Origin of the sequence: Bacillus sp. AFS053548 (assembly GCF_002575105.1) — a bacterium.
In the GTDB taxonomy this organism is placed as follows: Bacteria; Bacillota; Bacilli; order Bacillales; family Bacillaceae_G; genus Gottfriedia.
The window spans coordinates 513,167-528,881 of record NZ_NUHI01000026.1; the positions used below are offsets into that span (position 1 = coordinate 513,167).

The following is a 15,715-nucleotide window of genomic DNA, read 5'->3' on the forward strand; positions in this document are numbered from 1 at the left end:
TATTGAAAAATATGAGCATAGTGTAAATTGGGGAAATTTCAGATTTCACGTCTGGTTCAAAGGACTTATATTCCCTTTCGTTTTTCCGAATATTATGTCGTTTTTTGAATAATAGTGTAGAAAAAGGAAATTTCATCAACCTTTAAGCTAAATTTTAGAAACAAATTTTGTAGCTAATGATTTATTTTCCGGTTAAAATTTGGGGGAAAAATAGAAAATTACCAATATTTATATTGTAAATATATCAAAAACTTAATTATCAGAATAATAAGAATAATAAAATAGCACTATAAAACTAACGAATAATCTGTTAAATACGATAAATTTCAACCATAATAAAATATGGTAACATTTGCTAGATATTATACGTGAAAAATAAAAAAGCCCAATTCTTATGGAAAGAATTGAGCAATTTAATTCTGATTTTTTAATTTTAGGTGCTGAACATTTATCAAGCTCCCACTTGATGTTTAGATGCATTAACGTTCATATTATTTTCTGGTCTCACGAAAATCAAAAATGCTACACCAAAAAATAGCATGAAACATGCTGATAACAAAATTGAATGATTGTATCCAAGATCTATGTTTGTACCAGCAGATTGTATGACTTTACCTGTAACAATCGAACCAATTGTACCTGCCAATGAACTAATTCCAACTATTAATCCACTCATAAATCCTTTTTTAGAAGGCAATAAGCTATTAACGATTTGAGGGCTTAAACCAAACATAAGAATACATAGTCCTTGTATAATAGAAAACATAGCAATTATGATTACTGTAGAAGAAATGATCGTTAAAAAATAAGTAAGTATCCCCGCAAAAATTAAAGAGAACCCGCCAATGAATACATGTGATTTTCGATAGCTTTCATTTTTCTTATATAATTGATCTACAAATCTAGAAGTAATGATACTAACGGTAATTCCTAAAATTCCAATAAAAGCTATAGCATAACTCATCTGACTTTGTGTAAAATGCTTTGTTTGTACCAAAAAAGAAGGAAGCCAAACTATACTAAATGAAGTCATCCAGTAAGCTGAAAAGGAAGCTAAACATGAAAAAATAAAAGTTGGTGTTCGTAAAATTGATATAACTTGATTTTTACTTACTAAGGGATCGGGTCTTAATTCTTGTTTTTCTAATACAACATTCGGTTTTTCACGACCAAACCAAACCCAACAAAAAAACCAAATCATACTAAGCAGACCTAAAGAGCCATATGCCATCCTCCATCCACTAGACGAAATGATTGCGACTAAAATCGGTGCAGATACTAATGCACCAATCGTATTTCCTAAGTTCAAAATAGATAAAGCAAAACTTTGCGAGTCTTTCGAAAACCAATTACTCAAATGATTGACAGCAGTTGCATAAAAAGGTCCTTCTCCAATACCTAACATTACCCGTGACAAAATTAGTAATGGGAAACCAGTAATGAAAAAAGCACTAACCTGAACAATTGACCAAAAAACCGCCAGAATCGCCAACATTTTTTTTGTACCGATTCGATCTGATAAAGCTCCCCCAAAGATACCTGCTATCGAGAAAAACCAGAAAAAGCTACTTCCAACAATCCCCCATTGTTCATATGAAAGCCGAAATTCTTTCATTATAGGAACAGCTGAAAATCCAGCAACCGACTTATCTGCAAAATTGATAATTCCTAATACAAATATAAAAGCAAGAATTTTCAAACGATTCAACCCAAATCTCTCCTATATAGTGAATGATTCTTTTCGTAAATACTTACGAAAACTATTGATTAATACTTCTTAAGTATAAAACGAAATTTTAATTACCTATATAGGACTTACTTCTCTAATCGAAAAAAATACAAAACAAAATTAAAAGAAGAGCGCCGTTACGCCCTCTTCCCTCTTTGATTGTTACTTAAGTTTTTTTATCTATACAATTTCCTTTATAAGGAACACAAATTTTTACATTCGGGCAAAAGCCGGGATTATTTGAACATAATGAAGTAGCATATTCAGGATTCAACTCTCTCATTTTATTAAAATAACAGCCTATATAATGATTACGAGCTATGCTATTTAATTGAAAAGAGACAGAATAATTATTTTTCACATGTCGGTAGTATAGCCCCCTAACTGTAAATGGTGAAGGATATGCTTCTGCTGGTAACGTAGGTATTATGTCATGAACATTAAAAATACGTACACTATTTTTTACAGTTTGATCGAATCGATATGCAAACTCTGGATCGGCTACTCTTGGACTACCGAATGTATAAACATATGGTGTTTTAAAATCTGTATTTATCGAAATATCAAATGAGCATAAAACTGCTAAAGCTCCCCCTAAACTATAACCTGTTATGAATAGTGTTTTATCAGTTGAAAGTTTCATTAATTCTCTAATTATTTCATTTCTAGCAGATTGATATATACATGTAAAACCTCGATGAGTTTTTCCAACATTTTCAGCAAATGGATATTCTACTTGATATAAATCCTGATCTGATTCATTATCTTTAAATGAATCCGTACCTCTAAATGCGATAATGATTTCATTTTTTGATTCTGTGATAAATCCAAATGGTTCTGCCTCTGGCTCTTCTACTCCTGCAAATGCGTAAATTGTATGAATAAGTTTAAATCCTTTTGGTAAGATTATTTCCCCTTTTTCATTCTCGATCAGCTGATTCGATTGATGACACATCGCGGCAAGTAAAATAGCGTCTTTACTATGAAATATATTTCCAATACGTGAATAATCCATACTAGCCACACCTTCTTTACTGACAAGGTTTTGGACAATTACATGTTCGTTGGAACGGAAAACACATTTCTGAGTTGGGGCAAAACTCGGGATTTTCTGAACACAACACTTCTGAATAGTCTGGATTTAATTTACTTAGATTTTTAAAATAGCAACCAATCCCATCGTTTCGTGGCGTATCGTTCAGCTGAAATGAAAGTGGATACTTTGTATTTACGTGTTCATAATATAATCCTTCTTCAGTAAAAGGAGGAGGATAAACTTTTTCTGGAAAAGTTGGAAAAGAATCATGGATGTTCACGACTCTATTGCTATTTCGAACGATTTGATGAAATTTGAAAACAAACTTTGGATTTCCAACACGAGGACTCCCATAAGTATAGACAAATATATTTTCAAATTTTGTATTTACAACAAGATCTAAAGTAGCTAACGTCGCTAAAGCTCCACCATAATTATGTCCAGTTATGAATAGGCTTTTCTTCTTTGATAGTTTATTTATTTCTTTTAATAATTTTTTTCTTGTAGATTGATAAATACATGTAAAACCTCGAGAGGTCTTTCCGGCATTTTCTACATAAGGATATGGAACTTGGAGAATATCATATGCAGCAATGAGATCTGCCGGATAAGAAGCATATCCTCTAAATGCAATGATGACATTTTCACTCGATTCAGCAATAAATCCAAATACCTCATTAGTTGGATTTTCTACATTCGCATCAGCAAATATAGTATATTTGAGCACATAGCCCTTTGGTAAATTAATTTTTCCTGATTGATAAAGCACATAAGTTTGATAGCTAAATGCAGCAAGTAAGATTGCTTCTTTACTATTGAAACTATTTCTTTTGGATGAGAGATTCATATACTCACGCCCTATCGTTTTTTGCATGCCTATTATGCACCTGACTCTTTAAATTTGAACAATATGTGAAATGCCGATTACTTGACCTGTCTTATTCAATGCTTTTACCTGGTAATATGGTCCAGCTGATTTTACACTCATTTTCGTCTCAAATCTTTTTCGGGGAAAATTGGTGTCGATGCGTAATTGATTAGGTAAATGACCAGCTAGAACTTGCCAGGAGACAGTTTCAGTCGAACCGTTCAATGAGGCATATACAATTGTCCTCTGATTTAATTTCTTTACAGCCATACTAGGTGGATATTGTGGCCAGCCTACCCATTTATTCTTGAATGCTCAATATGAAATATTTTCATTAGGGAATTCAAGATCAAATCATACTTCTTCATTTAAATTTTGTGATTTCGGAGATGGAGTTTTCGAAGTATGTTTATCCATTCTCATTGTCCTCTCCTAAAATTAATCCAATTTATTTTTTGTGTAAAAATAAAGGAACCAGACTGCATGATTTTGCTCATCTTTTGCCGCTCTACTAAAAGCATTTTTAATAAATTGGTTTGATGTTCCGTCTGAAACACTTAAGTAAAAATCGACTGTTTTTTGTTCATCTTTTAGTGCAAACTCAAGACCTTCTATATAGCCATCAGGACAATTTTCTGTTACTTTCGGCTGTGGGTGTCTTCCTGTTAAACTAGTATAAATTGATACAAACTGATTGTAGTGTTTAATTTCATCTTCCCTTATCTCTAATATGGTTTTACGCTCCTCCTCTTTCTTTACTAAATTCGCTAATTTTGCATAGCAACTAATAGCTGAATATTCACCATTGATAGCTTTTTCAACGTCACTTATTAATTTCTGATCTCTCACAATCAAGTTTCGGTAGTTTTGATAATAATACATAACCACACCTCATTAATTCTGAATTAAGATTAAGTTATTTTTTATTAATACCCCATATATTGTATGTTTCGTTTAGCAATATTAAGTTATTTTTTTGTTACACTTTTTAAACTGTATTTCTTTAATATCCATCAATTAAACTAAAAAACGTTTATATTCACTTTTCTGTTTGCACTTATTTTTCTTAAGACTTCCAAATAAAAAAGCATGAAATAAATATTTCATGCTTTTAATACTATTTTCTCAAATGATAAGGAACTGTCGTAACGACTACATCTTTCTGACTAATCAACCAAAGTCGAAGTAATAGTGCAGTTTGATTATGCAGAAGATTATGCCACCATCTTTTAGGTATAAATTGTGGAATCACAATTTGAACGTGACTATTTTGCTCTTTTGCTTCAATTATTTTTATGAATCTTGATAGCGGTGCTAATACTGATCGATACGGGCTTTTTAAAACGACTAGGCGACAAGGTGTCCCCCATTCTTCCCACTTTTCTTCCATTCCTTTAATTGATTCATCATCAAAGCCTACATAAACTGCTATCGGTTCTGTAGCAATACCTTTTGCAAAAGATAATGTATTGTGAACAACACGATGAGTACCCGAAACTAATACAACTGTTATAACTTTATTTGCTTCTGGTTTAAAAGAACTTAAATCAATCCGTAATTCGCTTGCTACATTTTGATAATGTTTATAAATTGCTAATGAGAAGAAAATAATTGTTGGAATAACAACTAAAACGACCCAAGCACCATCAACAAATTTTGTAACAGCAAATATTACCGTAACAACAGACGTTACAATTAAACCGATAATATTTATTGCTAATTTCACTTGCCATTTCGGTCCTTTAACCCGTTTCCATCTTCTAGTTAAGCCTAATTGTGCAATTGTAAAGGATAAAAATACTCCTATTGCATACAACGGAATTAATGCATTTGTATGCGCTTGGAATGCAATGATTAAAATACTCGCCGCTGCAGCAAGTGCGATAATTCCGTTTGAGTAACCTAAACGATCTCCTCTGTTTGTAAATCCTCTTGGTAAAAATCCATCTGCTGCTACGATTGCTGCTAACTGAGAAAAACCTGTAAACGTTGAATTAGCCGCTAAAATTAAAATGATAAATGTAAACCAAATGATGACTTGATATAAAATTCCATGTCCAAAATACACTTTTATTAATTGTGACAACATCGTATCGTTTGGATTAGGAGAAATTCCGTTCACATATAAATGATAGGCAAAACCTAAAAGTGTAATTGATGTTATAACACCTAGTGCTATATATGTTTTAATTGCATTTTTTTGACGTGGTTCTCTAAAAACTGGTACTGCATTTGAAATTGTTTCAATACCTGTTAAGGCTGAACATGCAGAACTAAATGCTTTCAATACAAGTAAAATACTTAAGCCTTGTGGAACAGTACCAAATGTAGGTGTATGATGCTGCACAAATCCATTTTGAAATTCGTCAAAAAATCCGGTGAAAATCAAAAGTAACATACAAATCATAAAGCCAAATGTTGGCCATGCAAATATTTTAGCTGATTCAGCAACCCCACGAAGATTTACAACTAATAATAAAAATACACAAAAAATAGCTAAAACAGTCTCATAAGGCTCAACTGCTGGGTATGCAGATGCCACAGCTTCAAGTGCAGCAGATACTGAAACCGCAACAGTTAAAATATAGTCAACTAATAATGAGCTTGAAGCGATGAGTGAAACCCATCGAGGTTTGAAATTGTCTTTTGCAATCGCATATGCCCCACCACCACTAGGATAAGCTAATATACCCATAATATATGAAAGAATTAGTAATCCTAATAAAAGAACAGTTGCGATCGTAATCGGTATAATATACCAGTGTGCTTTTCCCCCTAGACCGATCAACTCGGTCATTCCAGCCTCTGGTCCATATGATACAGATGAATACAAATCGGCCGCAAGAATCGGTAAGGCAATAAACCAAATCAACTTATTATGCTGAGCATGGATCTCTGCAGTTCTCATTGGTCTACCAATAAAAACTCGTTTTACGCTGTTAAAATTTGCAACTGAGTAATAAATCCCAAAAATCGCTAAAATAAATAGTCCAAGTTCTATATAATCGGACGGATGATGCATAAATTTCTCCCCTTTTCTTAAAAAAGCATATAAAGAAAACTCGTTGATTGGCGAGCCTTAGGCGAAGACAGAAGCGTAGTTGCACTTATACTAAATTCCTAGAATTGGCACCTACGTCGCGAACTCTTCTGGCTGCCAATTTATACTTTTTTACGTACAAAAAAACACTAAGCTTTACTTAGTGTTTGACAAACAAGACTAAATAAACCCCCTTCTTTAAATGCTTACGAGGTTAGCTGTCGGATTCGGGATTAAAGAATACCCCTACCTTTACAAAAAGGATTCACCCCAATAAAGAAATGGTTCCCCCGCTCTTTTTAAGATTAAGCAACTATGGTTTTGAAATAGAAAAATATAGAATTTAATTGTAAATATATAACTTCAGGTTAAATTTGTAAAGAGACTTTTTTAAAAATTCACATTAGAACTTAAAATAATAGCAATCTAATGGAAATAAAAATGTGGTCCTAAAAACTTCTTCTTAACTCTAATGCCTCTTGTCTTTATTTTCCTGCTAATATTATCGTACTTGATTCCAAACGATTTGTTGAGACTTATCTGTAGCTAAAGTGTTTGTTAATACATTTTGTACTTCGGTTTGATTAAACGTAGAAATCTTTTTATTAACATCTGACATATTTGTTTCGTACCCTGTCAGTAAAATAGAAAATCCACATCCAACTACTAAAGATAAAATTATTTTTTTCATTTTGTTTTCTCCTCTCAATTTTTTTCATATAAAAAAACCATGACCTATGGCCGTGGTTTGACGTTCGTTTTTAAACGCAAGACCAGCTAATGGCAAATTCGCTTCTAATTAGCGAACTTGATTCCAAACGATCTCTTGTGATTGATCAACTGCTACCATGTTTGTTAACACGTTTTGTATCTCAGTTTGATTAAACGTTGAGATCTTTTTATTAACTTCTGACATATTCGTTTCGTACCCTGTCATTAAAATAGAAAATCCACATCCAACTACTAAAGATAAAATGACTTTTTTCATTTTGAATTTCTCCTTTCGCTATTTTTTCATATAAAAAAACCATGACCAAGTGGCCGTGGTTTGACGTTCGTTTTTAAACGTAAGACCAACTTTATCATGATAAAAACTACTCGTCAAATGGTGTTTTTTGGAATAATTCATGTAAACGATTACTTGAAATGAATGATTTTTGATGTTCTTTTTTTGGTAATCGTTTACATATTTATCACGATTATAGAGGTACATTTTACTTAAAAAACGCTACTCATAAAGAAACAATTTAAACACTAGAAGGGTCCAGCGTGGTTAATATTTAAATTTCAAATTATTCAAGATTTGAAAAACGATGCAAATCCCTATTTTCTCCAATCATAACCAATACATCTCCCTCATGTATAACTTCATCAGGAGAAGGTGAGATATTAACCACTCCTTCGCTTTTTATAGCAATGACAGTTAAATTAAATTCTACTCTAATATTTAATTCTTTCAAACTTTTCCCAACCATTTTTGAAGGTAACTTAATTTCCTCTATACTATAATTTTGCGCGAGTTCAATAAAGTTTAAAACATTTGGTGACATTAATTGGTGCGCTACTCGTTCTCCCATATTCTTTTCCGGATAGATAACCCAATCAGCCCCAACTTTTTTTAACACTTCACCATGCCGTTTATTTAATGCTTTAGCAACAATTTTTTCAATTTTCAATTCATTTAATACTAAGGTTGTTAAAATACTTGATTGCATATCATTTCCAATCGCTACTATAACTGTGTCAAAGTTACCTATACCAATAGCCTTTAAAGCTTCATCATTTGTAGAATCTGCTATTACTGCATGTGTAGCTGTGTCTGCAAACTGATTAATTCGCTCTTCATTACTATCAATTACAAGAACTTCATTACCATGTTGCAATAAAGTATTCACAATACCTGAGCCGAATCTACCAAGTCCTATAACTGCATATTGTTTTTTCATATTTACATTGCTCCTATATAAAATGAATTTGGTACGATTTATCCAATCATGATTTTACCTTTTGGTCGTTTAAAAGGATCCGAAGTTCTTCTTAGCGTAACAGCAAAAGCAATCGTCAATGGACCAACTCTTCCCGCAAACATTGTTAAAATGATCAAGATCCTTCCAATTGGTGTTAGATCAGGAGTTAATCCCATAGATAATCCAACAGTTCCAAATGCAGAAGTTGCTTCAAATAAGATCATTAAGAAATCCTTTCCATGCTCTGTAATTGTTAAGATCATGGTAACAAAGATAACAATAAGTAGACCACTTATCGTAACGGTAAGCGCCTTATAAATAGTGTCGTACATGATACTTCTTTTAAAAAATATAACATCTTCTTTCCCTTTAATCTGTGATCGAACTGCTCCTAATAATGTAGCAAAAGTCGTCGTTTTTATTCCTCCTCCGGTAGAACCAGGAGATGCGCCTATAAACATCAAAATGATAATAATGAAAAGCGTTGATTGTGTTAAATCAGGTATATTGAGTGTATTGGATCCTGCCGTTCTAGGTGTCACAGATTGATATAACGAACCAAGAAATTTCCCAGTCCATGATAACGGCTGTAGTGTTTTTGGATTATGTAATTCTAGGAAGAAAATCAGAACCGTTCCTAAAACTAATAAAAAAACACTTGTTTTTAGAACTACTTTAGTATGTAAAGAGAGAAAGCCTGTTTCTTTGTATTCAAATAATTCGTTCATTACGATAAAACCAATTCCCCCAAGTATTATCAATAAACAAACCACAATTGTAACAGTTGGATCTGCTACATAACCAGTTAAACTCTTAAACTCTCCCATTAAATCAAAGCCAGCATTATTAAAATTCGAAACGGAATGAAATAATCCAAAATATATTGCCTTACTAATTGGCATATCAAATGAAAAACGAATTGCTAATATTAACCCACCAACTAATTCAATTACAATTGTAAAAATAAAGATTCTCTTTACTAAACGAACAATTCCTGCAATCGATAAATTATTCAATGCTTCCTGTAATAACAAGCGTTCTTTTAAAGAAATTCTCTTACCTAAAAGAACTGCAAAAAAAGTGGCAAATGTCATAAAACCTAAACCGCCAACTTGAATGAGAGACAATATAACTAATTGTCCAAATAATGTGAAGGTTGTACCAGTATCCACTACTACTAGTCCAGTCACACAAGTAGCAGATGTAGAAGTGAATAAAGCATCCAACCAATTCAGACCTACCCCATCCCTAGTAGCTATTGGTAGAGTTAGAAGAATACTACCTAAAACAATAATGAGAGCAAATCCAATCACTAAAACTTTTGATGGGTCTAAAGAAGGCTCCAGCTTTTTTTTCATAGTAGTACATCCCCTCTTTGAGCTTAATTTTTATTAGCGTTCCCATTGAGGAAAAATTTTAATAAAAACTTACTATTTTAAATTGATTTTCTGAATAAATATTTCTAGTTCAACAAGGTCAATCTAAGATTAGTTTATAAGTGCAAAGAGGTGATCTATTTTGGAGTCGGCTGTAATGAAGACTGTTGAACATGAATTATATATCATTACTTTTGTCTTGATTTTTGGATTATTGGCAATAAAATTAGCTGAAAAGATAAAAATTCCTGATGTTGCTTTGTTTATGATAATTGGTATTTTAGTAGGTCCATCAGTATTTAATTTCATTTCATTGCCAAATGAATCAGTGGCAAATCAGTTCATTATCGTCCTAGGTTCTGTCCTAATTCTGTTTGAAGGAGGTAAAGCCATTCATGTTTCCGTTTTAAAAAAAGTTTGGATTACCATCTCTCTTCTATCGACTCTTGGAGTCATTATTACAGCTTTAGTTGTAGCAGTTACAGCTTTTTATTTATTGAAGCTACCTTTCTTATATGCGCTTTTGCTAGCATCAGTCATTGCATCTACTGACCCAGCAACCTTGATTCCAGTTTTTAAACAAGTTACGATTCATGAAAAAGTAAGACAAACTGTAGAAAGTGAATCAGCTTTTAATGATGCAACGGGTTCCATTTTGGCATTTACTATACTCGGAGTCATTTTAGGACAATCACAATTATCTTTTTCATCTAGTATTTGGAGTTTTTTCCGTGAAGCTGGAGGTGGCATATTAGTTGGAATAATTGTTGGTTTCTTTGGAGCTTTTTTTACTTCATCACATAGATGGGCATTTTTAAATAAATACAGCACAATTGTCAGTCTAGTATTAGCGGTTAGCTCATATTTAGCAGCTGGTTTTATTCATGCCAGTGGGTTTATGGCAACTTTTACAGCTGGTCTTATTTTAGGTAATCCACAATTGTTTCGTCTTCATATTTCAGTTGAAACTAAAACAACCGATGCACATTTTTCGGATAATGTTACATTAATTATGAGAAAACTTATTTTTATGTTACTTGGTACCCAAGTTAATTTTCATATTTTAAGTAAATTTTGGATACAAGGAGTTTTAATTGTTTTAGTTTTCATGTTTATTGCGAGACCGCTTACAGTCCTTTTTTGTGCTTTGCCAGATCGAAAAGCAAAATGGACATGGAAAGAAATTTTGTTTATGTTTTGGGTTCGTGAAACTGGAGTTATTCCTGCTGCACTTTCTGGGATGATTGTAGCTGCTGGAGTTAAATATGCAAATGAAATAACAACAGTTACTTTTATCGCCATACTAATGACAATTCTAATACAGGCTAGTACCACGGGTTATGTAGCTAAAAAATTAGGTCTTGTTTTAGAGAAATCTAATTTAAACAACAATTAAAAAACCTTGAGTATATACTTACGAATTCAATAAAAAAGACAACTATTGAAAGTTGTCTTTTTTATTTTTGTATTTCGAATTCATATTTAGCAATTTTCCGTTGAATTTTCTTTAAATTTTCTTCTGTTTCTTTTATTTGCTCTAAAACATTTTCTTCTTGCTGTTTCATAAGCTCTAAACGTTGATTCAAGGTTTCTTCTCCATGCATAGTCCAGTCAACAAATTGCTTTATTTTTTTGATTGGCATTCCTGTATTTTTTAAGCATAAAATCATTTCAATCAATTTAAGTGAATCTTCATCGAAAATTCTGTCTCCACTCTCAGTTCTTTTTAGAAAGGGTAACAATCCCTGTTTGTCATAATATCTTAATTGAGAAATTGTTAAGTTATTCAACTTTGCTACTTGCCCAATTGTATAATTCATGAACTCTCCCTTACCACGGCATAATGCCATTTGCATTTAATATCTTGCCATTATAATTGATATTACTTAACGCAAAGTCAGTTATGATTTTGGCACCCTCAGCTGTTGTTTTTCCTCCAGCCGAATTATGATTTAAGTCCGTTGTTGTAAATCCGGGTGTAACACCGAAAATTTCTGGACCGTTACTTCCAAATTCTTTACCAAATGTTAGTGTTAAAGAATTATTAGCTGTTTTTGAAGAATTATAACCTAAAATATTAATTGGGTCAGTTTCACCACGGTCAAACATTGTTTGGGATGCCATATCGGTCGTTACATTAATAATTTTTCCTCGTTCTGATTTATTAACCAATGGTAAAAAAGTTTGGATCATTTGGAAAGTTCCAAAGAAATTTACTTCAAAGGCCTGACGTAATGTTTCAAGTTTGATTTCACTTGGTTTAATATTAAAATCAGGTGCAATACCTGCATTATTAATTAATAAATCTAGGTGATCAGTCAACTCCTGAATCTTAGAAAAAGATTTTTGAATAGATTGAGCCTCAGAAATATCAACTTGAATAAAGGTAACATTTGATAACCCTAAAGATTGTAAAGCTTGGTTTCCTAATTCCTCATTCCGAGCCCCTAAAAATACATGATATTCTTTTCCAGCTAATTGTCGAACAATTTCTAATCCAATCCCTTTATTAGCACCAGTTACAAAAGCATACTTCATCATTCTTAATTCCTCCGATTTATTTAATTGTTGCTTACAAATCCGAGAATACAACCTAAACCTAAGTTTAGGTCAAGGGTTTTTAAAAAAATTTTAAATATTTTTTTTATTGAGAATTACTCCTAAAAAAAAAGGCATGAAATTTTAACATTTCACGCTCATACCAGAAAAAGTATTTAAATAAATCCTTGGAAAAATCAAAGATTTAAACTTTGATCAGCAACTACTAAAACATCTAAGTGACGCAACTCCCTTAACAGCTTTTGAACGATTGATCCTGCTTTTATTTCCTCCCATCTAGAACGGGCTGACTGTCCAATAATTACATGAGTTGTCTTTTTTTCTAGAATATTTTTTACTAATTCAATAAAAACGTGTCTTCGATCAGTTGTTTCATACATTTCAAATGTACCACCTAAGCGTGCAGTTAAATCTTTTATTTTTTTTAATGAAAGTTTTTCTTCTTCTGAAAAATTGTCATGTACTTTAACATACGATACATACAATTTAGCTTTTAGCCGATATGCAATTCGAAAGCCTCTACGAATAAGTCTTTCATTATTAGGTTTTAAATTTACACATACAAAAATGACTTCCTCTTGTCTCCAAGGTCCTCTTAGTGTTAAATCCCGTTCCCATGCCTCAAGACGTTCATCTACATCATCAGCTACTTCTCTAAGCGCTAATTCCCTTAAAGCTATTAAATTTCCAGTTTTAAAAAAATTATTTAATGATTGCTCTATTTTAATTGGTGCGTAAATTCTTCCTTCTCTCATTCTTTCCCTTAGAGCTTTTGGAGAAATATCAATTAATTCAATTTCATTGGCATCTCTAAGTATATTGTCAGGTACTGTTTCTCTAACTCGTACTCCAGTAATTTGTTCGACACTATCATTTAAACTTTCTACATGTTGTATATTCATGGTAGAAATGACTGAAATTCCTGCTTCCAATATTTCTTCTACATCCATATATCTCTTATTAAACTTACTACCTGGAACATTCGTATGTGCTAACTCATCTATTAACACTACCTCTGGGTCTCTTTGTATGATTGCATCAGTATCCATTTCTTCTAGTGTAGTTCCTTTGTATGGAATGTTTTTTCTTGGAATAATTTCTAAATCCTCTACTTTTTCCAATGTTTCTTTCCTACCGTGCGTTTCAAGTAACCCAATAATAATATCAATACCTTTTTTCTTTAGTTCATTTCCTTCCCTTAGCATCGTATAAGTTTTACCAACACCAGGAGCAGCACCAATATAAACTTTTAATGAGCCGCGTTTAATTTTATGAATTTCCTTTGCAAGCTCTTGCGGACTTAAGCGTCGATATGGATCAAGTATTTCTTTGTTTACTTGCATTGTAGGAATTACTCTTTCTCCATCTTTTTCCCCACGATCAGCAACAATAAACACATCTATATTCTTAGTTTTTCTTAATATTTTATTAACGATTGAACCATTTACAATCTCTTCCCACCGTGTTCTCTTAGATTGACCTAATACAATACTCGTTATATTATTACGAATTGAATATTCAACAATTTCACTCGCAATTGAATTGCTCGTCAATGTTAATTCTTCAAAATCCCCTCCAACTTTTTCAACAAGTTTTATGATGGATCGCTTAAAAGTTAATTCATCACTAGTGAATTTTTTATTAGGTGGTTGAAAGCATACTACATGTAAATCTCCACCCAGTCTTTTTGAAATTTGTTGTCCCCTTCTGACCAAAATAGAACCATTCAAATGATATTGCACTGTGACTAAAATTTTCTCCGAAGCCCCAGAAGGTCCAACAATACCGTGTTTTTCACGATATTCATCAAGTTCATAATTTACTTCACCGGCTATGAAACGCAGTGCAAGTTCACGAAGTACTGCTAAATTACTTTTATGCATTGATTGATAACGATTTTTGTATTCTTCTTCATTAGTAGAATCCTCTTTTGATCTTTGTAAAATGACTTCAGGTGTAACATCTAATAACTTTACTTCATCTGCCAAAGCTAAAGTTTCTTCTGGAACAAATAAATTCCCTTTAACTTTGCCACCAGTCAATTTTTCAGCTTCATCATAAACTTCTTTTATCTCATAAATATTCATGGTTGTAATAACACTGATATTTTTTGATATTAAATATTTGATATCATCTAGCCGAATAGGAAACTTAGCACCAGGTCTATTTTGATGTGCTATTGAATCAACAAGAACTACTTCAGGATTCCTAGTTATGATGGAATCTAAATCAAGATCCTGTTTTAAAGAACCCTTTTCTACCCAAGTAATTGAGGGGATTTTCTCTAGAGAACCAATTTGTTCAATTGTTTTCTGACGATATGTTTCACTGATTAGCCCCATTACAACATCAATACCACGTTCTTTTAAAACATTTCCTTCTTGAAGCATATGATATGTTTTTCCAGCACCACTTGCAGCGCCGATAATAATTTTCAATCTACCTTTTTTGATTTTCTGTATTGATTCTAGTAATTCTTCAGGTGTTTTCCTACGAAACGGTTGGTCCAATAATTTATCCTCCTTTCTTTTTACATAAGGAAAAAGGAGAGAAATCCTCTCCCCTTTTATCTTAACTTTTGTAAATCTAAGTTCAGTTCTAATATATTCACACGTGGCTCACCAAATATTCCTAATTGGCGACCTATTGTATGACTTTCAATTAAAGATACTAATTTATCTTCAGATATTCCTGTTGCTTTAGCAACCCTCTGTACTTGAGCTTTTACTGCTTCTGGGGATAAATCCGGATCAAATCCCGAACCAGACGTTGTTACTAAATCTGCTGGTATTGTTTTACCAAGATCACTATTTTCTTTTTTTAATTTATTTACTTTATCTTTTGTTGCTTTAACATATTCCTTTGATGCAACAGCAGCATTAGTTGCAGCTGTTGCAGTAGGATTATAATTCGCAGCAGACGCTCTAGAATGGAACCATTCAGGCCCTTTAAATTCTTGAGCTAGTAATTTGGAACCCGTAACTTTTCCATTCGTTTCTATTAAACTACCATCTGCTTGTTTTGGGAAAATAGCCTGTGCAACCCCTGTTGTAGCTAATGGATATCCCAATCCGCAAATTAATAACAATACAATAGATGCTCTTATCGCAATCATAACTGATCTCACATTAAATCCTCCA

Annotated in this window: 14 protein-coding genes and 1 riboswitch; of the genes, 1 reads left to right on the forward strand and 13 read right to left on the reverse strand. The window is 32.5% G+C overall.

Annotation, left to right across the window (positions count from 1 at the left end):
• Positions 1-451 precede the first annotated feature (451 nt).
• From CN946_RS15860 to CN946_RS15905, 9 genes are all read right to left on the reverse strand, one after another.
• A complete protein-coding gene (locus CN946_RS15860) occupies positions 452-1,708 on the reverse strand; it encodes an MFS transporter (RefSeq protein ID WP_098862021.1) in 1,257 nt (418 codons plus the stop codon).
• 187 nt (positions 1,709-1,895) lie between these two features.
• Positions 1,896-2,744 carry a lipase family protein gene (locus tag CN946_RS15865; protein WP_098862022.1) on the reverse strand — a complete coding sequence of 283 codons (849 nt, stop codon included), beginning with the start codon at positions 2,742-2,744 and terminating at the stop codon, positions 1,896-1,898.
• 16 nt (positions 2,745-2,760) lie between these two features.
• Complete coding sequence (locus CN946_RS15870; protein ID WP_098862070.1) at positions 2,761-3,612, reverse strand: lipase family protein; 852 nt, start codon at positions 3,610-3,612, stop codon at positions 2,761-2,763.
• Positions 3,613-4,071: 459 nt separating this feature from the next.
• Positions 4,072-4,515, reverse strand: a complete 444-nt coding sequence (locus CN946_RS15880; protein ID WP_098862024.1) for a ferritin family protein — start codon at positions 4,513-4,515, stop codon at positions 4,072-4,074.
• 235 nt (positions 4,516-4,750) lie between these two features.
• Entirely contained in the window at positions 4,751-6,655 is a 1,905-nt protein-coding gene (locus tag CN946_RS15885) for an APC family permease (protein ID WP_098862025.1), read from the reverse strand.
• Between the two features lie 206 nt (positions 6,656-6,861).
• A riboswitch (cyclic di-AMP (ydaO/yuaA leader) is annotated at positions 6,862-6,995 on the reverse strand.
• Between the two features lie 180 nt (positions 6,996-7,175).
• Positions 7,176-7,364: a hypothetical protein gene (locus CN946_RS15890; RefSeq protein WP_098862026.1), complete on the reverse strand. Its 189-nt coding sequence runs from the start codon at positions 7,362-7,364 to the stop codon at positions 7,176-7,178.
• Positions 7,365-7,472: 108 nt separating this feature from the next.
• Positions 7,473-7,661, reverse strand: a complete 189-nt coding sequence (locus CN946_RS15895; RefSeq protein ID WP_098862027.1) for a hypothetical protein — start codon at positions 7,659-7,661, stop codon at positions 7,473-7,475.
• Between the two features lie 304 nt (positions 7,662-7,965).
• Complete coding sequence (locus CN946_RS15900; protein WP_098862028.1) at positions 7,966-8,619, reverse strand: potassium channel family protein; 654 nt, start codon at positions 8,617-8,619, stop codon at positions 7,966-7,968.
• Positions 8,620-8,657: 38 nt separating this feature from the next.
• Positions 8,658-9,998 (reverse strand): TrkH family potassium uptake protein, encoded by a 1,341-nt coding sequence (locus CN946_RS15905; RefSeq protein ID WP_098862029.1) that lies wholly within the window; start codon positions 9,996-9,998, stop codon positions 8,658-8,660.
• Positions 9,999-10,173: 175 nt separating this feature from the next.
• Between CN946_RS15905 and CN946_RS15910 the strand changes: the two genes are divergently transcribed.
• Positions 10,174-11,412 (forward strand): cation:proton antiporter, encoded by a 1,239-nt coding sequence (locus tag CN946_RS15910; protein WP_098862071.1) that lies wholly within the window; start codon positions 10,174-10,176, stop codon positions 11,410-11,412.
• Positions 11,413-11,473: 61 nt separating this feature from the next.
• Here CN946_RS15910 and CN946_RS15915 read toward each other — a convergent pair whose 3' ends face one another.
• From CN946_RS15915 to kdpC, 4 genes are all read right to left on the reverse strand, one after another.
• Complete coding sequence (locus tag CN946_RS15915; RefSeq protein WP_098862030.1) at positions 11,474-11,836, reverse strand: MerR family transcriptional regulator; 363 nt, start codon at positions 11,834-11,836, stop codon at positions 11,474-11,476.
• 10 nt (positions 11,837-11,846) lie between these two features.
• Complete coding sequence (locus CN946_RS15920; protein ID WP_098862031.1) at positions 11,847-12,557, reverse strand: SDR family NAD(P)-dependent oxidoreductase; 711 nt, start codon at positions 12,555-12,557, stop codon at positions 11,847-11,849.
• Positions 12,558-12,751: 194 nt separating this feature from the next.
• Entirely contained in the window at positions 12,752-15,085 is a 2,334-nt protein-coding gene (locus CN946_RS15925) for a universal stress protein (protein ID WP_098862032.1), read from the reverse strand.
• 56 nt (positions 15,086-15,141) lie between these two features.
• Positions 15,142-15,702, reverse strand: coding sequence for a potassium-transporting ATPase subunit KdpC (gene kdpC / locus CN946_RS15930; RefSeq protein WP_098862033.1), 561 nt, complete (start codon positions 15,700-15,702; stop codon positions 15,142-15,144).
• Between the last annotated feature and the right edge of the window lie 13 nt (positions 15,703-15,715).